Here is a 24075-nt window from a genome sequence, read left to right as displayed (position 1 = left end):
GAAACTTGTCTCGTATTTCAACGAAACGATTTTTTAATTATAACTTTTATAAGAAAAACTCTTTAAGGTAAATGTTTTTTCATAAAAAAAAGAGATTTTCAATTTGGCTTGTAATACTTTTTTTATATTTATTGAAATTTCCTCAAAATGCGGATTCAACAATTACGAAATCGATTGCTAAAGTAGCCATTTTAAATTTATTTCTCCAATAATTACAGGCTGTTATTTCTAATAATCCTCGCTTTTTAACAAAAAATCCAGAAAACATAAAGGATAGTACAGGACAGTTTTGTTTTTTACATTCTATTATTTTACAAAACCAAATTACTAACAAACCGAACCTTAAACCAAAAACATTATATGGAATCATTATTAGGAATCATTTTTCATTCTATCGGAGGATTTTCTTCAGGTAGTTTTTATATGCCTTTTAAGAAAGTAAAAGACTGGGCTTGGGAAAGCTATTGGCTGGTAGGAGGATTTTTCTCCTGGCTGATTGTTCCACCGCTTGCAGCCTACTTGACAATTCCAAATTTTATCGACATTATCGCAGCTGCTTCTCCATCAATAAAATACTTTACTTTTTTAATGGGATTAATCTGGGGAATAGGTGGTTTAACTTATGGTTTAGGCGTTCGCTATTTAGGAATGTCTTTAGGAAACTCAATTACATTAGGGTTCTGTTCTGCATTCGGAGCTTTAGTTCCTTCAATTTATTACGATATCGTTCCAACAGAAGGTAAAATTTCATTTACACATATGCTTTCCAATTCTGGAGGTCAGCTGGTTTTGTTGGGAGTTGTGGTATATCTTATAGGTATTGCTATTTCCGGAAAAGCAGGAATGTTGAAAGAAAAGGATTTTGCAACAGGTCATGAGGATAAGGATAAAGATTTCAACTTAGTAAAAGGTTTGATTGTAGCTGTGATTTCAGGAATTTTGAGTTCATTCTTTAATTACGGAATCGAAGCTGGAAAATCAATGGCAGAGCAAGCTGTAATAACAGGTTCTAATCCGTTATTTCAAAACAATGTGACTTATGTTGTTTTGTTATGGGGAGGTTTAACTACTAACTTTATTTGGTGTCTTTATTTGAATTTTAAAAATAAAACAATTAAAAATTATACAGACAAATCTACTCCAATAACTAAAAACGTTATGTATTCTGCTCTTGCCGGAACAATGTGGTTTTTACAGTTTTTCTTTTACGGAATGGGAGAGAGCAAACTTGGAAATGGTGCCAGTTCGTGGATTCTGCACATGGCAACCATCATTTTAACAGCAAACTTTTGGGGTTTTTATTTGAAAGAATGGAAAGGAGTTTCTAAAAAAACAATAAGAACTTTTTTCTGGGGGATCGGGCTTATTATGCTGGCGATCGTTTTGGTAGGAATTGGTAACTCATTATAAATAATACAAGAAAATAATATAAGTATATGTCGAATACAAAAACAATTAATACAAATTTTAAGCATGTAAGCTACCTTTGGGATGATGCAAAAGCTGCAGCACTAGCGGGTGATGAAGTGGCGCTTTTTATTTATCGTTCTAATTTATTAGGAGCTGATTTAAGACTGACGAATTACGGAGGAGGAAATACTTCTGTAAAGATTACAGACAAAGATCCTTTAACAGGTGAATCTTCTGAAGTAATGTGGATTAAAGGTTCTGGAGGTGATATTGGAACTTTAACAAAATCGGGTTGTGCAGCTTTGTATTTGGATAGACTTCGTAATCTTGAAAATGTTTACAGAGGAATTGAGTTTGAAGATGAAATGGTAGAATTATTCAACCACTGTATTTTCGATTTAGCGTCAAAAGCGCCTTCTATCGATACACCTTTACATGGTTTTCTTCCATTCAAACATATTGATCACTTACATCCGGATGCAGCAATTGCAATTGCGGCTGCTAAAGATGGAAAGAAGATTACAGAAGAATTATTCAACGGAGAAATCGGTTGGGTAGGCTGGCAACGTCCAGGCTTCGATCTTGGTCTTCAGTTAAGAGCTTGTTTAGAAGAAGCAGCTAAGAACGGTAAACAATTACGTGGTATTATGTTAGGTTCTCACGGTTTATTTACTTGGGGAGATACTGCATACGAAAGTTATATCAATACGCTGGAAGTAATCGAGAAATGTGCTGAATATTTAGAAAATAACTACGGTAAAAAACGTCCGGTTTTTGGAGGAAAGAAAATTGACAGCCTTCCAGAAGCAGACCGCAAATTGAAAGCAGCAAAAGTAGCTCCAATTTTAAGAGGCTTCTGTTCATCAGAGCGTCAAATGATTGGTCATTATACAGATGATACTAGAGTTTTAGAATTTATTAATTCTAATGATTTAGCGAAATTAGCTCCATTAGGGACTTCTTGTCCGGATCACTTCTTGAGAACTAAAATCAGTCCATTGGTTTTAGAATTAGATCCAAACGAAGATTTGTCAGATGTTGCCGCAGTTAAAGCAAAATTAACTCCTGCATTCGAAGCATACCGTGCAATGTATAAAGACTATTACAATGCATGTAAAAAATCAAATTCACCGGCAATGCGTGATCCAAACCCAGTGGTAATTTTATATCCGGGAGTTGGTATGTTCACTTTTGCTAAAGATAAAACAATGGCTCGTTTAGCATCTGAATATTATATCAATGCGGTAAACGTAATGAAAGGTGCTGAAGCAGTTTCAGAATATACTTCATTGCCACACCAAGAAGCTTTTGATATTGAATATTGGTTATTAGAAGAAGCTAAATTACAGCGTATGCCAAAACCAAAAGCATTATCAGGAAGAGTGGCTTTGATCACTGGTTCTGCGGGCGGAATTGGTAAAGCTATTGCTAAAAAATTCGCTCAGGAAGGTGCTTGTGTTGTAATCAACGATATCAACGAAGAACGTTTACAAGGAGCTACATCTGAGTTTACAAAAACATTTGGAAAAGATGCAGTTTCAAGCACTTTATTAAATGTGACTGACGAAGTAAGTACAGAAAAAGCATTAGATGAAGCTTGTTTGGCTTTTGGAGGTGTTGACATTGTGGTAAATAATGCAGGAATCAGTATTTCAAAATCTATTGCAGAACACACTTTAGAAGAGTGGGATAGATTGTACGATATCTTGGTGAAAGGACAATTTATTGTTTCTAAAGCTGGAATCGAAGTGATGCGCAAACAAGGTTTTGGAGGAGATATCGTAAATATCGTTTCTAAAAACGCCGTTGTGGCTGGTCCAAATAACCCTGGTTATGGTTCGGCTAAAGCTGCACAGGCGCACTTAACACGTTTAATGGCTGCAGAACTTGGAGCAGATAAAATTCGTGTAAACACAGTAAATCCTGATGCTGTAATTTCAGACTCCAATATTTGGTCTGGAGGATGGGCAGAAGGTCGTGCAAAAGCATACGGAATTACAGTGGAAGAACTTCCGGCTTACTATGCAAAACGTACGTTATTAAATGAAATCATATTGCCAGATGATATTGCTAACGCTTGTTATGCTTTTGTTGGAGGTTTACTGGGTAAATCTACAGGAAACGCCTTAAACGTAGACGGTGGCGTTGCAATGGGCTTTTATAGATAAAGATTGTTTAGGTTTTTTATATAAGTTTGTTTAAGCAAAAGTGGTTTTTTGTGGTCTAACGTTCGAATCTTTCGGACGTTAGATTTTTTTAGCTTATAACAATTGGCTTTAATAATAAAAACTTAACAAAAAAGTGAAGTAAAACCAGAGTTTGGCTTATATAAAATCTATAAGTTTAAAATAGTAAACACGTAGAACGCAGATTAAACGGATTCGCTATCGCGAAAACGCTGATTTGCGCAGATTTTCAAAAAATCCATTACAATGAAAAAAATCCGTTTTTTTCCGCGTCTTCGCGATAGCGAATCCGTGTCATCAGCGTCTAAAATCTAGGTGTTAAAAAAATATACTAAACGTATAAAATTTATATATTGTAAACTCTATAAAAAAGATAAATAACTATGTTAATCTCATCAAACCATATTGATTCTCATAATGAGGATTTATTAAAAAAACATCAAAATAAATTAGTTTTTACAGCTTCAGAAATAAATGAAACAGAAGCTATTATTCAAAAATTAATCGATTTCCAAATTGCAATTCCATCTTGGGCGTTAGGAACTGGAGGGACAAGATTTGGACGTTTTGCAGGAGGAGGAGAGCCTCGTTCTTTAGAAGAAAAAATTGAAGATGTAGGATTGCTTCATAAACTGAACAATGCTTCTGGAGCGATTTCACTTCACATTCCTTGGGATATTCCAACGAATTATGGTGCAATTAAAACATTAGCAGGTCAGCATGGTTTGAAGTTTGATGCAATGAATTCAAATACATTTCAAGATCAGGCTAGTTCTGAACATACTTACAAATACGGTTCTTTACAAAACGTAAACAAAGCAGTTCGTAAACAGGCAATTGCTCACAATATTGAAGTAATTAAACACGGAATCGAATTAGGTTCTGAGTCTTTAACAGTTTGGCTGGCAGACGGATCTAATTTTCCGGGACAATTAAACTTTAGAAAAGCATACCAAAATACATTAGAAAGTTTAGAAGAAATCTACGATGCATTGCCTTCTAACTGGAAATTATTTTTAGAATACAAATGTGCTGAGCCTAACTTTTATTCTACGACTGTAGCAGATTGGGGGCAGTCTTATTCGTATGTTAAAAAGTTAGGTGACAAAGCACAGACTTTGGTTGATTTAGGTCACCACTTACCAAATGCTAATATCGAGCAGATCGTTTCTTTATTGTTAATGGAAAACAAATTAGGAGGTTTCCACTTTAACGATTCAAAATATGGAGACGATGATTTAACTGCAGGTGCATTAAAACCATACCAATTATTCTTGATTTTTAATGAATTGGTAGAAGGAATGGATGCAAGAGGAATGAATCACGCCAAAGATTTAGGCTGGATGATCGATGCTTCTCACAACATCAAAGATCCGTTAGAAGATTTATTACAATCTGTTGAAGCGATTATGATTGCTTATGCACAAGCACTTTCTGTTGACAGAAAAGCATTAGAAAAAGCACAGGAAGAAAATGACGTAGTAAAAGCACAGGAAATCCTTCAAAATGCTTTCCGTACAGATGTTCGTGCATTAGTGGCAGAAGCTCGTCTTCGTTCGGGAGCAGCTTTAAATCCGGTAGCATTATATCGTTCACTTCAGGTAAGACAAAATCTTATCGAAGAAAGAGGTTTAAAAACAATGGCTACTGGCCTATAATTTGAGATATTAAGTTATTAGTTAGGGGTTATTCGTTAGGAGTTTTAAGTACAGAATATTGAACTTTTTAGCATACCTAACGAATAACTCTTAACGAATAACCCATAACTCCTAACTTCTAATTAAAAAAATGAATGTAGTTGCGATTTTTGATATTGGTAAAACAAACAAAAAGGTTTTTTTATTTAATGAAAATTATAAAATTGTCTGGGAAAAATCAGTTAATCTGGAGGAAACAAAAGACGAAGATGGTTTTCCCTGCGAAGATATAGAGGTACTTCAAAAATGGGTTTTGGACCGATTAGAAGAAATAAAAGAATTGACTGATTATGTTTTAAAAGCCATCAATTTCAGCACTTACGGAGCCAGTTTTGTTTATATAGATGAAAACGGAAAAGTTTTAACTCCTCTGTATAATTATCTGAAAGATTATCCGGAGGAATTAAAATCTGATTTTTATAAAAAATACAAAGGAGAAGAAAAGTTTGCTGTAAAAACAGCTTCTCCGGTTTTAGGCAGTTTGAATTCCGGAATGCAGATTTACAGGTTAAAAGAAGAAAAGCCAGAATTATTTGAGAAAGTAAAATACTGTCTGCATTTGCCACAGTTTTTAAGTTTTCTTTTGACCAATGAAGCTTATGCTGATATTACCAGTATTGGCTGTCATACCAACTTATGGAATTTCAAAAAAATGAAATATCATAAATGGTTAAAAAATGAAGGAATTGCATCTAAATTACCTCCAATTTATTACGGTAAAGATGTTATCAGAACAAAGGAAGGATTGTCTATTGGTACAGGACTTCACGATAGTTCTTCAGCAATAATTCCGTATACGATAAACTTTACTGAGCCATTCGTTTTATTATCAACTGGAACCTGGAGCATTTCTCTGAATCCTTTTAATAATAAACCGTTGACTTTTGAAGAGTTACAACACGACTGTCTGTGTTATATGCAATACACAAACAAACCTGTTAAAGCGGCACGTTTGTTTGCAGGAAACGAACATGAAGTGCAAACCAAAAGATTGGCAGAACACTTTAAAGTACCTGTGGATACTTATAAAGAGGTTTATTTTGATAAAAAAATTACAGCCAATTTACGTTCGCTGAATTATCAGATTTTCTATCCAAAGAAATATGATTTTGATATTTTAAATGCATGTCCGTTTCAAAAAAGAGATTTATCTCAGTTTAAAGATTACGAAACAGCCTACCATCAATTGATGTTGGATTTGGTAGAACAACAGTTTTTCTCTACTAATTTGGTCGTTCACAATAGTCCGGTAAAAAAGATTTTTGTAGATGGCGGATTCAGCAAAAATTCAATTTACATGAATTTATTGGCAGAGGCTTTTCCGGATGTGGAAGTTTATGCAGCTTCAATGGCGCAGGCGAGTGCTTTGGGCGCGGCATTGGCAATTCATGAAAACTGGAATCCAAAACCAATTCAGAACGATTTAATTGACTTGAAATTCTATAAACATTAGGTAAAAACGGTCTGTATGTTGTAAATTTGCTGAAAAACGTATTTTTTACATTTTTACCTTATACGCCTAATGAACAACACACTAAATACTACAATATGAAAATTGGACTTTTTATACCTTGTTATGTCGACCAATTTTACCCAAAAGTAGGAATTGCAACCTACGAATTACTTCAAAAATTAGGCTGTGACGTACATTTTCCAATGGGACAAACCTGTTGCGGACAGCCAATGGCAAATAGCGGTTATGCACATTTGACAAAAGGATGCGACGCTAATTTTATTGCCAATTTTTCTGGATTTGATTATATCGTCTGTCCTTCCGGAAGCTGTGTTTTGCATGTGAAAGATCACTTACACGATGAAAAACAAGAAGAGAAAGCAACAGCAATACGAAATACGGTTTACGAACTTACAGAATTCATTACAGACGTTTTAAAAATTGACCATATAGACGGAAGATTTCCTTTTAAAGTAGGAATGCACGTAAGTTGTCATGGTCAGCGTGGATTAAAGCTTTCGCAGATGTCTGAATTAAATGCGCCTTTTTTCTCTAAACCAGAACAATTATTACATAGTATAAAAGATCTTGATTTAGTTGCGTTAACCAGAAAAGACGAATGCTGTGGTTTTGGAGGAACTTTCTGTGTGACTGAAGAAGCGGTTTCTGTAAAAATGGGACAAGATCGTATTAAAGATCATGAAAGTCATGATGTGGATTATATTACAGGTGGAGATATGTCTTGCTTGATGCATTTGGATGGGATTCTAAAAAGGCAGAAAAGCAGAATCAAAACCATTCACATTGCAGAAATATTAAATTCACTCGAAAACTAAGAACGGATGTTGAGTATAAAGTTTAACCGCAAAGTTCGCAAAGTTTTATGCAAGGTTCACAAAGTTAATTTTAATCTTTGCGAACTTTGCGCTTTTTCCTTTGCGAACTTTGCGGTTAAATAAAGCATACCAATGATAAACATTTCAAAATTGACTTTTAAATAGTAGAAAATGTCATCAGAAAAAATAATACAGCATAGCGAAGCCGCAACAAAGTTCAATAAAGATGTAGAACGTGTGAATTGGCATGATGAAACACTTTGGTTTGTTCGCGCGAAAAGAGACAGATCAGCTCATCAAATAGCAGATTGGGAATTGCTTCGCGAAACGGCTTCCCAAATAAAATTTAATGTACTTTCTAATATCCACGATTATTTAGTTGAATTTGAAGCAAATGCGCAACGAAACGGAATAATTGTACATTGGGCAGCTGATGCCAAAGAACACAATGAAATAGTACATTCTATTCTGGCAAAACATGATGTAAAGCAAATGGTGAAATCCAAATCGATGCTTACAGAAGAATGCCATTTAAATGATTATTTAGCTGAAAAAGGAATTGAAGTAATCGATTCAGATTTAGGAGAATATATTGTACAGCTTCGTAAAGAACCACCAAGCCATATTGTGCTTCCAGCGATTCACTTAAAGAAAGAAGATGTAAGTGAAACTTTTCATGAACATTTAGGTACAGAAAAAGGAAATTTTAATCCGCAGTATTTAACAGAATCTGCTCGTCATAGTTTGAGAAATACTTTTTTGACTAGAAAAGTAGCTTTAACAGGAGTCAATTTTGCTGTTGCTGAAACAGGAGAGTTCGTGGTTTGCACCAATGAAGGAAATGCTGATATGGGTGCGCATTTAGCAGACGTTCACATCGCCTGCATGGGATTCGAGAAATTGATTCCGAAAAGAGAACATTTAGGTGTTTTCCTTAGATTGTTAGCGCGAAGTGCAACAGGACAGCCTATTACTACTTTTTCAAGCCATTTCAAAAAGCCAAGAGACGGAAAAGAAATGCATATCGTAATTGTAGATAACGGAAGAAGCACGCAATTAGGAAGAGAAGATTTTAGGAATTCATTGAAATGCATTCGCTGCGGTGCCTGTATGAATACCTGCCCAGTTTACAGACGAAGCGGTGGACACAGTTATCATAATGCAGTTGCGGGGCCAATTGGTTCTATTTTAGCGCCAAACTTGGATATGAGCAAAAATGCTGATCTGCCTTTTGCCAGTACGCTTTGCGGTTCATGTACGAATGTTTGTCCTGTAAAAATTGATATTCACGACCAATTGTACAAATGGCGTCAGGTTTTGGTAAAAGAAGGCCATACGCCAAAGGTAAAAACGGTGGCGATGAAAACGATGGCAACAGTGCTGGCAAATCCAACGGTTTTTAATATTGCTGGAAAATCAGGACGATTTGTAATGAAGAACATTCCCGGAATGGTTAACAATAAGATGAATAAATGGTATGATCAGCGCGAAATGCCAGATGTTCCACAAGAATCTTTTAGAGAATGGTACAAGAAAAATTCGAGAGAATCTAAAGAAAAAGGAAATGAGTAGTAAAGGCGAAATTTTAAAAAGAATAAAAGCGAATCAGCCTAATGAACTTGCAGAATTGCCAGATTTAAAACTTTTAGGTTCTGAACAATTTGATATAATAGAAACGTATAAAACGGTTTTGAAAGGGATCGGAGGAGATCCTGTTGAAGTTGCTGATTATAATGAAATCATCAATTACATCAAATTGAATTATAATCAGGAGAAACGATTAATAACAACACTTCCGGAACTTTCTGAAATTGCGTCTTTAGATTGGAAAACAGTTGATCCTCATTCGCTTCAGGATGTTGAATTAACGGTTATCAAAGCGCATTTTGGTGTCGCAGAAAACAGTGGACTTTGGGTTACAGATGATATATTAGGTCAGCGTGTTGCGCCATTCATAGCACAATATTTAGCTATTGTAGTTCATAAAAAAGACATTCTGCCAACGATGCAGCAAGCTTATGACAGAATCGGTAATATGGAATATGGTTTTGGAACTTTCATTGCAGGGCCATCAAAAACAGCAGATATTGAACAATCTCTAGTTCTTGGCGCGCATGGTGCAAGAGGATTGATTGTTTTTTTATTAGAATAATAAGTTGATTGAGCTTCTTTATTGATAAAAATATTCCCATTTAATTTAAACTCTATAAGGAATGTTTTATTAAAAAAAATAGCTTAAATATAAAAGCTTGATTAGAATGCAGGAATGTTGGTCATTTCTGCATTCTTTTTTTAATTTTTCCCTAAAATTACCTTATAATTGTACTTATTACCCGACCCTAACTAAGTACATTTTGAAACCATTTGTTCTCTATTTTCTACTCCTTATAGGATTTTCTTCTGAGGTTTTTTCACAGGATTATCCAGTCAAATTCCTTGATATATCTGACGGCTTATCTAACAATTCAATTATTTCTATTTACCAGGATAATGAAGGATTTATGTGGTTTGGAACCTATGATGGTTTAAACCGATACGATGGCTATAATTTTAAAGTTTTTAGAAACAGAATCAACGATAAAAAATCACTTTTATTCAATACAATCTACAATATTGAAGGCGATTCTAAAAACAATATTTGGATAGGAGGAACCAGCGGAATTTGTATTTACGACAAGAAGAAAGCCGTCTTTCATACCGTTAGATATATAGGTCAGGATAAAAAAACAAAAGTTTTACAGGATATTATTCATCAGATGCGATCTGTGTCAGATCAATTGGTACTGGTTGCTTCCCAAAAATTAGGATTATTGGCTTTTGAAAATGGTTCTTTTATTGGAAAACATATTTCGTTAAATGCTTTAGGAAACAGAATCAGCATTAATACTTATGACGCGATTGCTATTCAGGAAAACAAAGAAAAATCAGGATGCTGGGTGTATGTTCGAAATATGGGAGTCTGTAATTATGATTATAAGGCAAAAGATTTAAAAATAATATTTCCGCTTTCTATTGGAGTAAAAGCAATGAAATTGTCTGCTGATGGAAATCTTTTATTAGGAACTGATGAAGGATTGTTTTTATTGAATACTAAGACAGGTTTAGTTTCAGAAAATTATTTTACCAATAAATGCAGTGTTACAGATATTTTAATTGATAAAAAAGGAAAAACCTGGTTGACCACAGACGGATTCGGTATTTTTTATATCAATCAAAATAATAAACCTATTTCTTATAATGAACAATTAGCAAAGAGTAATTCGGTTTGGAGTTTATACGAAGACAAATCGGGTAACAAATGGTTTGGGTCACTTCGTGGTGGCATCAGTATGCTGAGTGATACGCCTAGGTATTTTAAAAGCATCCGATACAATGCAAAAGAGCCTGCAGATAACTTTATTTTATCTTTTTGCGAAGATGAAAAGAAGAATCTTTTGGTGGGAACAGATGGTGCAGGATTAAAATATTGGGATCGAAAAAATAATACTTATTCCAATTACGGAACTTCACTTTCAAGTCCTTTTATAACCGGAATAATTCGTGATGATCATAATGATATCTGGATTTCTACCTGGGCAGGAGGAATCAATCTTATTAATAAGAAAACAAATACTGTAAAACATTATTCGTGTTATAACACTTTTACCAAACAAACCGAAAAAAATATCTGGTTTGTATTTAAAGATTCAAAAGCCAATATTTGGGCAAGTGCAACAAATGAAGGTTCATTATATTTCCTGGATCGCAAGACAGATAATTTTATTCTTTTTGATAAAAATATTGACAATCTGCAATGCATGACAGAGACTTCAGACGGAAAATTGTGGGCAGGAAATTATACTTCACTTTTATCTATCGAAAAAGAAACCCGAAAAGTTACTAAAAAAGCAATCGGAAATCCTATAAGATGTATTTATGAAGATAAAGACAAAAATCTCTGGATTGGAACACAAGAAGGAGGTTTGCTATTATTCGATCGAAAAACAAATAATTTTAAAAGATTAACGATTGATGATGGTTTGCCGTCAAATACAGTTTTAAGGTTGTTGGAAGACAAATACGGCAACTTATGGATGAGTACTTACAACGGAATTTGCCGATATGATAAAAAAAGTAAAACATTCCGTAATTTTTCTGTAAACGATGGACTTCAGAGTAATCAGTTTAGTTTTAATGCCGGTATAAAACTTTCTTCCGGAGAGTTTCTTTTTGGAGGAATTAATGGTTTTAATATTTTTTATCCTGAAGCCATAAAAGGTTTTAATCAAAAGAACAATGTTTTACTGACTGATTTTTATGTGAATAATCAGTTGATTGAAGAAAGTAAAGCAGAAGTTGATACTGATTCAGATAAAATAAAAGATGTTAGTTTAGAATACGATCAAACGACATTGTCATTAGAATTTGTTGCTTTGGATTATAACAACTCAGACAAAATAAACTACGCCTATTTTCTGGAAGGCTGGGACGAGCAATGGAATTATGTTGGACAAACCCGAAAAGCAAATTATTCCAGACTTCCGGAAGGGAAATATACTTTTAAAGTAAAAACAACCAATTTCCAGGGCGGATGGAATAAAGAAGTCAGTTTAGTTTCTGTAACCGTTTTACCACCTTGGTACAGAACCTGGTGGGCCTATACCTTGTATTTAGCTGCAATTGGAGGTATGTTATTTTTATATCTTGATTATAATAAGAATAAAGAAAAACTAAAGTATAAGGTAAAAATAGCCGAACTCGAAAGTAAAAAAGAAAAAGAGATAGCCGAAAAACAGGCGTCAATGTTTACTTATATTTCGCATGAATTTAGAACGCCGCTTTCGCTGATTATTAATCCGTTGAAAAAAGCGGTTCAGAAAGAAAATGTTGAAAATGGTTCTGCTGGAAGTGATTTGGCTATTGCGCACCGAAATGCGAGAAGACTTTTAAGTTTGGTTGATCAGTTGCTTTTATTAAGAAAAGCTGAAAACGATGCCGATTCCTTGCGTTTGTCTCCTATTAACGTAAATATTCTTTCTAATGAAGTGTATCAGTGTTTCGTCAATCAGGCAAAAGAAAAACAGATTAGTTATAATTTCATTATTCCTGAGCATGAAATTACGATTATTGGCGATTATGAAAAGATAGAAATTTCGTTGTTCAATTTAATGTCAAATGCTTTTAAATACACGCCAGTTGGAGGAGAAATCAATTTGAAAGTAACAGAAAATGATGATGAAGTTTTTCTTGAAATAAGCGATAGCGGAGACGGAATTGATAAAAAAGATATTGACGTTATTTTTGAAAAATTCAAGCAGATCAATTCTAAAGTTTCCGTAGGAACTGGTTTTGGTATCGGACTTTATATCGTTAAATATTTTGTGGACAAACACAAAGGTTCTGTGACCTGTAGCAGTGAAGCTGGAAAGGGAAGTATTTTTAAATTAACATTTTTAAAAGGAAACAGCCATTTTGAAAATGCTGAAATAACAGACGAAAAACCACAGAGAAGCCAGTTATTTGACGAATTGATTCCAGATGAAATTGAAGAGCCAGCAATAATAAACTCGGTTTCTGAAAGCGATTTTAAAAAGACAATGTTAACAGAAAAACGTACTGTCTTAATTATTGATGATAATGCAGAAATTCGCGCCTATTTAGTCAAATTATTTTCGGATAATTACATTGTTTATAGTGCAGAAAATGGAGAAGAAGGACTTAAAATGACCAAAAAACACATGCCGGATCTTGTGATTAGCGACATTACAATGGAAGAAATGGATGGTTTGGAATTATGCCGGAAAATTAAAGAAGATAATGCTTTATCCCATATTCCGGTTATTTTATTGACAGCATCCAAAAATCCTGAAACCCATTTACAGGGAATTAATGAAGGAGCAGACGATTATATTACCAAACCTTTTGATGATGATATTCTCACTGCCCGTGTTGAATCTTTGCTTAGAAATCGACATAATTTACGAGCTTATTTTCTGGACAACATAACGCTAAAAGAAAATACTCAGAAAGTTCCGGTAGAATATCAGCAAATGCTAAAAAAATGTATTGATATTGTAGAAGCAAACATTCATAAAAAAGATTTTACGATTAGAACTTTTGCACTTGAAATGGGAATGAGCCACAGAACGCTTTATACCAAAATCAAAATTATTTCGGGACAGACTTTAAATGCTTTCATTCGTTCCTTAAGAATTCGAAGAGCAGCAATGTTGATGCTGACTGAAGAAATGAATATCGCACAAGCAAGTGCCGAAGTTGGTTTTGAAGATCCTAAATATTTCAGACAGCAGTTTGTAAAACTTTTTGGAATGACTCCTTCAGAATATATTAAAAAATATAAAAATTCTTTCAATTCAGATTTAAATGTCATCAAATAGTCGTGCCGCATCTATTCTTAATATTGAATAATTTTCTTGTTTTTCGATTTAAGACTTAAAATTCTGTAAGCAACTTAAACGATTTAGTTTAAAAACTGCTATTTTTTCAATAATTGTATAATCTTCAAAAATAGAGTGTTATTTTTTAATACTCTGTAAAAAATAATCCAAAATAATGGTTAATTGCAATTTTGACCTCCTTTTTTTTCGAATTTACCCCTCATTGGAAGTGTAAAATAGACATTTCTTTGCACTTATAGCAATCCATTAGTATGTAATTGCTGTTAGTAATAAATGTTAGTTTCAAGATAAAATTTTTTATCTGTTTAAAGAGCTGAGCACTCTTTAAATTTCTAAAAGTAATGATTGGTTACATTACTTTTTGAACCCGCAGTTTAGAAATAAGCTGCGGGTTAATTTAAAAAAAGAACTAACATAATTAAGAAGTAAAAAAGAGAAAAAAATAGCAAATAATCAATTAAACTCAATTCTATATGCAAGTAACCACATAATTATTTCGACTTCTTTTCTGCCTCAGGAGAGGAAGAGAAAACTTGAATAACCTACGATTAAAACAAACTTTCGCTATCGAAAGAAACCTAACTAACTAAACCTTAAAATTAAAGAAATGAAAAAAAAAGTATTTTTATTTTTTCTTGCTCTTTTTGGCGTTCTATTGACCGGATGTCAAAATAATGAATCAGGATTTCCAAGTTCTGATAACCCTACGGTGGTCGTTTCTACAAAAGAGATTTACGGAGCACCGAGTAGAAAATTTGAAATCAAAGCAACTCTTGCAGATGATTTAGGATTAAAAAGCGTACAGATTCAAATTCCGGAATTATCATTAGATAAAGTAATCAGTTTTAAGACGGATCCACTTTTAGAATCGTACGATCTTAGCTATTTTTTTGAAGTACCGGCTAATAGAGGAACATCTGAAGCTTTCAAAATAAAATTAATTGTTACAGACGTTTCGGGAAATGTTGTAAACGAAGAAATCAATTTACGTCTTGACGGAGAATTTGCTGCACCAAGTATTTCTATGATAACTCCAAAAGAGGGAGCAGTTATTTTATTATCAACTAGCAACAAAATGCCGGTAAACTTTGTAGTAAATGATGATTCAGGAATCGATTATATTCAGATTAAATGTGAAGATTTAGCAATCGACGAAACAATAAAATTAGAAGGTTCTCCACAATCTTATACCTTCAACAAAACGTATACATTACCAGTTACAGCGGCAAATTATGTTTTAACGATTACTGCTAAAGATAAATTTGCAATTCCGAATACCGGATCATTAAATGTAAATATTGTAGCTACTAATGAATATCCTGCAATTTACTTATGCGATCAGCCAAAAGGAACTAATCTTACTACAGATGCAGTTGGTGTTCCTATGTATTTCCATGAAAAAAGCGGACAGGATTTCGAGTTCAAATATTATGCTGATAAAGACAATAAAGAAGTTTATTTCTTAGGTCAGGAATCTGATTTTGCACCACATTGTTTTGGTTTAAATGCTTCAAATGAATTAGTCGATGATGTGGCTTCAACACCAATTGTTTTACCAACAAAAGGGTATTATAAAATTAAAGTAAATCCGAATACTTTAAAATATACTGCAGAAAAATACACTCCTTCAAGTAAAGTTTGGGCAGATGTAGCAAACGGTTTATGGCATGATGATGCAGCACAAAGAAAACCTTTCGTAAGTGTTTGTGGTGGCGGAATTCAGGGTGCAACCTGGGATACCTGGGATGCCTGGACACAAAAAGGCCTGCATTTGACTAATAATGCTTCAAATCCATATCAATTAGTTGGAGAATATACTTTGACAGGAACTATGGAAGCTACTTTCACAGGTCAATGGTGGGATCCATCATGGAGATTGATTAAAAACGGAATTGCAACAATGTCCCCTGGCGAAAATGGAAATGCTAAATACCCGGCTGCTGCAGGTGTTTATAAAGTAGTTTTAGATACCGAATTAGAAAGAGTATTTATCACAAAAAAATAGTGGGTTACAACCCTTGTTGTAACATTTAATAAATAAAACAGCTTCATATGAAATTTAAATATATAGGATTTTTTATTGCCCTTTTGTGTACTGCTGTATCCTTTGGACAAATAAAAGTAAAAGGTACTGTTAAGGACAAAGCCAATGTACCAATTCCGGGAGTGAACGTAATGGTAAAAGGAACTTCGTCATCAGCGGCAACTGATTTTGACGGGAATTATGTAATCAATGTTCCAAATAAAAATGCACAAATTGAATTCACTTTTGTTGGTTTTACAACCAAAGTAGAGTCGATTGGAGATAAAACAGAAATCAATGTAACACTCGAGGAATCAAGTCAGGCATTAGATGAGATAGTTGTAGTAGGTTATGCTGCAGTAAAAAAGAGTGATGTAACGAGTTCTATTTCTTCAGTAAAAGGAAAAGAATTACAGACTATGACTGTAGGTAACGTAACCGAATCGCTTCAGGGAAAAGTAGCCGGAGTTCAGGTTACAGGACAAGGCGGACCGGGTGCACAGCCAAGAGTTTTAATTCGTGGTATTTCGACTTTAAACTTAAATACAGACCCGCTTTATGTAGTGGACGGAATCCCGATGGGAACCAGTATCAATTTCTTGAGTAATAATGAAATTGAATCTATGGAGGTCTTAAAAGACGCTTCTGCAAGTGCCATTTATGGTTCTCGTGCTTCAAACGGAGTTATTTTAATTACTACTAAAAAAGGAAAAGAGGGTAAAACCAGATTTACTTTTGATTTGAGTTCTGGTATGCAGATTATGAATAATCCATACAATATGGCAGATGCCGAAGGTTATGCGACTATTATGAATAAGGCTTACAATAATTCAGGTTATTCAGATTATCTTCCAAATCCTTCTCAGTATCGCGGAAAAACAACAGACTGGTGGAAAGAAGGAATTAGAAAAGGAACTCCAGTTACCAACGCGTCACTTGGAATTTCTGGAGGTTCAGATAAACATACTTACGCAATAAGCCTGAATTATTATAATTCGGAATCTATTTACGGTATTGGTGGATGGGAAAGAGTAACAATGAGAATTGCAAATGATTTTAAATTTTCTAAGAAATTCTCAGCCGGAATCACTTTAAACCCACGCTATGAAACCTGGGGAGCGCCAGGTAACTGGGCAGATTTTGATAAAATTGATCCAATTACGCCAATTTACAAACCTGCGGATCAATTAAATGGTACAGAAAACGAATATAGCATTTATGCCAGATCTCCTTCGTATGTATGGAATCCGGTTGCAGCAGTAAATAGATATGACGATTATACCGATAAGTACAATTTAAACACAAATGGATATTTACAATACGAACCAATTAAAGGCTTGGTGATTCGTACACAGGCATCTGTTGAGGTAGGTGATGAAGTTAGAAATTCATTTACGCCTGATTTTGTAATCGATGCAGCGCACGAAAAACAAGAGATTAATAATGTGCAGAAATGGAATACTACAAACGTAGACTGGACCTGGCAGAATACGATTACTTATTCTAAAACATTTGCAGAGAAACATAATGCTTCTTTAATGGTTGGTAACACAATGGAGGAATATAATGGAAACAATCTTTGGGGTTATGGTGAAGGAGTTCCAAATAATTCTGATTCTATGAGAGAATTAAATGCTGCAACTAAAAACAAAGACAGTAAAGGAAACAGCTGGTCTAGTTCATTGATGTCTTATATTTCTCGTTTTTCTTATAACTACGATGGTAAATATTATTTCACCGGAACTTTCAGACGTGACGGTTCATCAAAATTTATGACCAATAATAAATGGGCAAATTTCCCTTCTGCATCGGTTTCATGGAGAATTTTAAACGAAGGTTTTATGGAATCGGCGAAAGATGTTGTAAGTGATTTGAGATTAAGAGCCGGATGGGGTAAAGTGGGAAATCAAGGTTTGCCGGATGCAGTTTATCAATCCAATATAGGACAAGGTTATTATGTAATTGGCGGGGAAGTTGTAGATACTTCTTATCCTTCTTCAATGGCAAACAAAGACATTAAATGGGAAACTGTTGAAGATATGAGTTTTGGTCTTGATTTCGGATTCTTTAAAAACAAAATATCCGGTTCTTTGGAATATTATAAAAAGCAAACGCATGATATGTTATTCCTGAAACAGTTTCCAACTTACAGTGGATTCCCTGATTATTCAAGAATGTGGACAAATGTTGGTTCTATGCAGTCAAGCGGTATCGATTTGTTACTTTCTTATAAAAATAAAAAAGGAGATTTCTCTTATGGAGTAGATGTAACCTTTACAACTGTAAATGTTGAAATGCTGACGCTTTCTGCTGATGGTGAGAAACTATACGGATCCGGAAACAGAACATTAACAGTTAAAGGAGATGAACCAGGTTATTTCTACGGATATGTAGCAGATGGATTATTCCAAAACCAAACTGAATTAAATTCACATACTGACGAACACGGAACTAAATTACAGCCTTACGCACAAGTTGGAGATGTTCGATTTAAAGATGTTAATGGCGATGGAAAAATTGATGAAAAAGACAGAACAAAAATTGGTTCTCCATGGGCAGATTACAACATAGGTTTAAACTTGAATTTTGCTTACAAAAATTTTGATTTAGTGGCGAATTTTTATTCAAGTATCGGAAATGATATCGTAAATCAGAATATTTCAGATTTATATAATGGAGCGAGTTTAACGAACAAGGTAAGTGGATTAGAACAAATGGCCTGGCATGGTGAAGGAACTTCAAATTACATTCCGAGATTATCAAAAGATGACAATAACGAGAACTTTACCAAATTCTCATCTCTTTATGTTGAGGATGGCTCTTTTGTCCGCATGAAAAACTTGCAGCTGGGATATACTTTCAATAACAAATTCGGATTGGATAAATTAAGAATTTCATTGTCAGGACAAAATTTATGGACATGGACAAAGTACACAGGAGTTGATCCAGAAGTAGCAGGAGGAGATCCTGATAAAGGAGACAGAGTAAAAGGATCAGGTTTTGGAGGATGGAATTATCCGGTACAGCCAACTATCCTGATGGGGCTTAATGTTGCATTTTAATCAAAACGATCATGAAAAAAATAATAGTATCAATAATAGCTTTTTCTCTATTCTCAACTTCTTGTAGTGATTTTATTGAAAAAGAACAAAGAGGAACACAGACTTTAGAGAACTATTTTCAAACAGCACAAGAGTGTGAAAATTATACCAACGAATTAACACAGCGTTTGTTGCTGGCTAAAGACTGGTGGACATTAACAGCACCAAGAGTAACCAACGAAATGTCAACCGATGATGCCTGGATGGGAAATACAGGTCAGGACAGCGGTGCACACAGACCATGTTCTCAATACATTATTACTCCTGACAATATGGGAGATATGAACAGTATTTATACAGCGCATTTTTATACCATTCAATCCGCTAATATTGGTTTGGAAAGAATGGCAGGATCGCCAATTACAGAAGCGCAGAAAAACCAGTATATGGGAGAATCTTTATTCGTTCGTGCTTATTGCTACTACGAATTAGTAAATCTTTTTGGAGGAGTTCCTTTATATACAAAATCTTTAGGAACGGGAGATTTAACCTTAGCAAGAAGTTCTGCAGCAGATGTTTATGCGCAGATTGAAACGGACTTAAAAGAGGCTGCCGCAAAATTAGAAAGTGCTCCGGTTGCAAGAGACGGAAGAATAAATAAATGGGCTGCTTACGCTTTATTAGCTCGTGTATCTCTGTTTCAGGAAAAATGGGCAGAAGCTAAAACCTATTCTAATAAAGTAATCACGGAAGGTCCTTTCCAGTTAGAGGCTGATTTCTTAAATATCTGGAATGTAAACAACCATAACGGAGTTGAATCTATTTTAGAAGCACAGTCATCTTCTGTTCAAAACAGGGATTTGGGTGCCGCATTGCCAACTTTGGCAGGAGCAAGAGGAGAAGACAAAAAGAATTTTCCAAGTAATGATGCAGCAGACGTTCTGGACGGCTGGGGTTGGTGCATGCCAACAAGTGATTTAGAAAATGCTTATTTATCTGAAAATGATGTAATCCGTCGTAGAAGTACCATTACAAAATGGGGTGAAGCAGCTTATGGAGATGAGGTTTTGAACCCAACGCATAAATTCAGTTTAAATGATAATAAATCCGGACGTATTTGCCGTAAATATTATATTCCAATTGCTACTCGTCGCTCTTTAGATAAAAAAGACGGACACCTGCCATTAAATATTCCGTTGATTCGTTTGGCTGAAATGTATTTAACAAGAGCAGAAGCGAATTATCATACAGGAGGAGATGCTTTGGCAGATATTAATGTAATTAGAGCACGTGTAAAATTAGATCCAAAAACAGGAATTTCAGGTCCAACACTTTTAAGACAAATCTATAAAGAACGTCGTTTGGAACTGGCTTTTGAGGGATTACGTTTATTTGACATTCGTCGTGAGAAAGATCCAACAACAGGAAGACCGGTTATTGAATCATTAATGGGACCAAACGGAACTTTTGTACAATACAATTTGAATTCGACTGACCCATATGAAACCACAAACTTAAGAGAACCTCAGGATAAAGGAATCAATTTTAACCCTGCGAAAAACTTATTGTGGCCAATTCCTCAAGTTGAAATCGATTTGAGTGGAAATGTAATTAAACAAAATCCTGGATACTAAGATGAAATGGAACAATCAAAATAAAGTAGGCTTGCTGTGTGCAGGCTTACTTTTCGCAAGCTCTTTTTTTGTGGGCTGTGACTCTGAAAAATCTGAAAATTCAGGTTCAGAAAATGCTGTAACAGAATTAAATGTGAGCCTGGATATGAATCTTCAGACAATGGAGAGTTTTGGAGCTTCGGATGCGTGGCAATGTAATTTTATTGGAAAAAACTGGCCGACAGATAAAAGAAATAAAATAGCTGATTTATTGTTTAGCCAAGGTTTAGATGCTGACGGAAATCCAAAAGGGATTGGATTATCATTATGGCGTTTTAATCTTGGAGCCGGAAGTGCAGAACAAGGCGAAACCAGTGACATTACAGATGAATGGAGAAGATCGGAATGTTTTACCACAAACGGAGTTACATATGATATGACAAAACAAGCCGGTCAGGTTTGGTTTATGAAAGCTGCTAGAGAACGTGGTGTCGATAAATTATTAGCTTTCGCCAACAGTGCTCCGGTTTATCTGACTCAAAACGGAAAAGCACATGCTTCTATTAAAGAATTTTATAATTTAAAAGATGGAAAAATGCCCGATTTAGCTGATTTCTGGGTAACCTCTTTAGATAAATTAAAGACAGAACACGGTTTAACAATTGATTACGTGAGCCCGTTTAATGAACCGCAATACGAATGGGACGGTTCAGGACAGGAAGGTTCTCCTGCAACTAATGCTAACATTTACAGTTTTGTAAACATCTTATCTCCAAAATTGCAGGCCAAAAATTTAGAAGCTAAAATTGTGGTTGGAGAAGCAGGAGCTTATGAGCCTTTGTACAAAACTGTTTCAGGAAAAGAAAGCAGATCAAACCAGATTGATTATTTCTTTGCGTCGAATTCTTCTAAAAAAATCACAGGTTTAAGCAATGTAAAGAAAACTATTTCGGGACACAGTTACTGGCAGGCTTGGCCATTAAGCACTCTTATTTCGTCAAGACAGGAAGCTGCATCAAGAATCCAGTCGGTTGGAGGAGTTAGTCTTTGGTCATCAGAATATTGTGTACTGGAAAGTCCGGGAACTGCTGAACTTCCGGGTGGAGCAGGAGCAGGGAGAGATTTAGGAATGTCTCTGGCACTTTGGACAGCTCGTATTATCAGTACTGATATTGCTGTTGGAGGTGTTACTTCCTGGCAATGGTGGACTGCAATCAGCCGCGGTGATTACAAAGACGGTTTAATTCATGTTGATGACGGCGCCAGCAATGGAGCCGGAAATGCAGATTATTGTAAAAATGACGGATACATCAGAGATTCTAAAACGCTTTGGGCTTTAGGGAATTTCTCATTCTTCGTAAAACCGGGAATGGTTCGAGTAATGATTCCAGGTATTGATAATACGGCGGAATTAAATAATGTTATGGTTACGGCTTATAAAGATGTAGCAAATAAAAAGTTAGTTGTAGTTGCGGTTAATATCAGTAAATCGGCGAAAGCCTATAAATTGAATCTTGCAGGAGGAACAGTAACAGATAATAAATTGACACCATATATCACTTCTGAAACATTGAGTTTGAAAAAAGGTACAACGGTTGATATTTCTGGTTTTGAAATTCCAGCCAGATCTGTAGTAACCTACGTAGGAACGTATAAATAAGAATAAAAAATTAACCGCAAAGTCGCAAAGACAAACCGCAAAGTTCGCAAAGCTTAAATTAAACTTTGCGAACCTTGCGAAAAACTTAGCGCCTTTGCGGTTAAAAAACAAGAAATAAATGAGAAAAATATATCTCTCGCTTTTATTGGTAATTAGTTCGCTGTCATTTGCACAGCGAACCGTTACCATCAGCACAGATAAGGTAGTACAAACCATGGACGGTTTTGGAGGTTCTGATGCCTGGCGAACTCAGTTTGTGGGTAAAAACTGGCCGGAGCAGAAAAAAAATGCTATTGCAGATTTGTTGTTTAGTAAAGAAATAGATGCAAATGGAAATCCAAAAGGAATCGGACTTTCGATCTGGCGATTTAATTTGGGAGCCGGAAGTACAGAACAAGGCGAAAACAGTAAAGTTTCTGATGAATGGAGAAGAAGCGAATGTTTTCTAAATGCTGACGGAACTTATGATTTTTCCAAACAAGAAGGACAGAGATGGTTTTTACAGGCGGCTAAAAAAAGAGGAGTAGAAAAATTTCTTATTTTTACAAATAGCCCTCCGGTTTACATGACAAACAACGGATTATCTTTTGCCTCTCAAAAGAATAAACTGAATCTAAAAGATGGTGCAATTCCAAAATTTGCCGATTTCTTAGTTCAAAGTATTCAGGGATTAGAGAAAAAAGAAGGAATCAAATTTGATTATGTGAGCCCAATAAACGAACCGCAGTGGGAATGGATGCCAAAACATGGCGATACCAACAGTCAGGAAGGAACTCCGGCAACCAATCAGGAAATTTATGATTTAACCAAATCACTTTCGGAAAAGCTGTTAGCTAAAAAAATGAATACTGAAATTGTGATAGCAGAAGCAGCACAAATTGATTATTTATATGAAAATGTAAATGCAGAAAATCGTGACAATCAAATTGATTTTTTCTTTGGAAAAACGAAAACTAATGTGACTAAATTTCCAAATGTTAAAAATGTAATCCTTGGACACAGTTATTTTACAACTTGGCCAATTGAAAGACAAGTTTTAAGCCGAAAACTAATTGCTGCCGAAGTAAAACAAAAACCAGGGTTAAAATATTGGCAGTCGGAATATTGTATTTTAGAGAATCCGGGAGAAAATGAAATCCCGGGAGGTTCTGGAGGAGGAAGAGATTTAGGCATGCAGACTGCTTTATTTGTAGCACGATTAATTCATAATGATATTGCGGTTGCCAATGCGGCTTCATGGCAGTGGTGGACTTCAATCACAAGAGTAGATTACAAAGACGGTTTGATCTATTTGGATGATGGAAAAAGCAATGGAGGAACTGAGCCAAATTATGTCAAAAATGATGGCGAATTTCACGATTCAAAACTGCTTTGGGCATTAGGAAATTATTCGCTTTTTGTTCGTCCGGGAATGCAGAGAATTGATATTCCAAACCAAAAAGAACTGGATTCGGCAAATGATGTAATGCTAACCGCTTACAAAGACATTCAAAACAAAAAACTGATTGTAGTGGCTGTAAATTGCGGAAAAGAAGCTCAGAAATACAAATTCGATTTATCAAAAGGAACTCTAAAAAATAACGAGTTCACTCCTTATGTAACTTCTGATAATTCAAATTTAAAAAGAACCAATACACAGAAAATTAATAACTTAGAGATTCCTGCAAAGTCGGTAGTAACGTTTGTGGGAGAATTTGAGTAGTGGGCAGTGTTAAGATTTTTAGTATTCAGTTTTAAGTTGAAGATTTGTTAAGAATA

General features: G+C 34.9%; 13 protein-coding genes. All 13 read left to right on the top strand.

Going from position 1 to position 24075, the window contains the following annotated elements; translation table 11 throughout:
- The first annotated feature begins 360 nt into the window (after positions 1-360).
- The 13 genes from rhaT (at position 361) to HYN56_RS20795 (ending at position 24019) form a co-directional block, all read left to right on the top strand.
- Positions 361-1410, top strand: coding sequence for an L-rhamnose/proton symporter RhaT (rhaT, locus tag HYN56_RS20855; RefSeq protein ID WP_109193956.1), 1050 nt, complete (start codon positions 361-363; stop codon positions 1408-1410).
- Positions 1411-1436: 26 nt separating this feature from the next.
- Positions 1437-3578 (top strand): bifunctional aldolase/short-chain dehydrogenase, encoded by a 2142-nt coding sequence (locus tag HYN56_RS20850; protein WP_109193955.1) that lies wholly within the window; start codon positions 1437-1439, stop codon positions 3576-3578.
- 401 nt (positions 3579-3979) lie between these two features.
- Positions 3980-5254, top strand: coding sequence for a TIM barrel protein (locus HYN56_RS20845; protein WP_109193954.1), 1275 nt, complete (start codon positions 3980-3982; stop codon positions 5252-5254).
- 130 nt (positions 5255-5384) lie between these two features.
- Positions 5385-6746, top strand: coding sequence for an FGGY-family carbohydrate kinase (locus tag HYN56_RS20840; RefSeq protein ID WP_109193953.1), 1362 nt, complete (start codon positions 5385-5387; stop codon positions 6744-6746).
- 95 nt (positions 6747-6841) lie between these two features.
- Positions 6842-7582 carry a (Fe-S)-binding protein gene (locus HYN56_RS20835; protein ID WP_109193952.1) on the top strand — a complete coding sequence of 247 codons (741 nt, stop codon included), beginning with the start codon at positions 6842-6844 and terminating at the stop codon, positions 7580-7582.
- A 171-nt stretch (positions 7583-7753) separates the two neighbouring features.
- A complete protein-coding gene (locus HYN56_RS20830) occupies positions 7754-9154 on the top strand; it encodes a lactate utilization protein B (RefSeq protein WP_109193951.1) in 1401 nt (466 codons plus the stop codon).
- Complete coding sequence (locus HYN56_RS20825) at positions 9147-9734, top strand: LutC/YkgG family protein (protein ID WP_109193950.1); 588 nt, start codon at positions 9147-9149, stop codon at positions 9732-9734. Before HYN56_RS20830 ends, HYN56_RS20825 begins: the two co-directional genes overlap by 8 nt.
- A gap of 202 nt (positions 9735-9936) precedes the next feature.
- On the top strand, positions 9937-13959 hold the full coding sequence (locus HYN56_RS20820; protein ID WP_240622607.1) for a two-component regulator propeller domain-containing protein: 4023 nt from the start codon (positions 9937-9939) through the stop codon (positions 13957-13959).
- Between the two features lie 628 nt (positions 13960-14587).
- A complete protein-coding gene (locus tag HYN56_RS20815) occupies positions 14588-15985 on the top strand; it encodes a hypothetical protein (protein WP_109193948.1) in 1398 nt (465 codons plus the stop codon).
- A gap of 47 nt (positions 15986-16032) precedes the next feature.
- Positions 16033-19065, top strand: coding sequence for a SusC/RagA family TonB-linked outer membrane protein (locus HYN56_RS20810; protein WP_109193947.1), 3033 nt, complete (start codon positions 16033-16035; stop codon positions 19063-19065).
- Positions 19066-19076: 11 nt separating this feature from the next.
- A complete protein-coding gene (locus HYN56_RS20805; RefSeq protein WP_109193946.1) occupies positions 19077-20678 on the top strand; it encodes a RagB/SusD family nutrient uptake outer membrane protein in 1602 nt (533 codons plus the stop codon).
- Between the two features lies 1 nt (position 20679).
- Complete coding sequence (locus HYN56_RS20800; protein ID WP_109193945.1) at positions 20680-22317, top strand: glycoside hydrolase; 1638 nt, start codon at positions 20680-20682, stop codon at positions 22315-22317.
- A 118-nt stretch (positions 22318-22435) separates the two neighbouring features.
- Entirely contained in the window at positions 22436-24019 is a 1584-nt protein-coding gene (locus tag HYN56_RS20795) for a glycoside hydrolase (protein ID WP_109193944.1), read from the top strand.
- Positions 24020-24075 lie beyond the last annotated feature (56 nt).

The organism is Flavobacterium crocinum (genome assembly GCF_003122385.1).
GTDB lineage: Bacteria > Bacteroidota > Bacteroidia > Flavobacteriales > Flavobacteriaceae > Flavobacterium > Flavobacterium crocinum.
The sequence above is the reverse complement of the archived record's forward strand: the minus strand, read 5'-3'. Positions and strand labels throughout refer to the sequence as shown.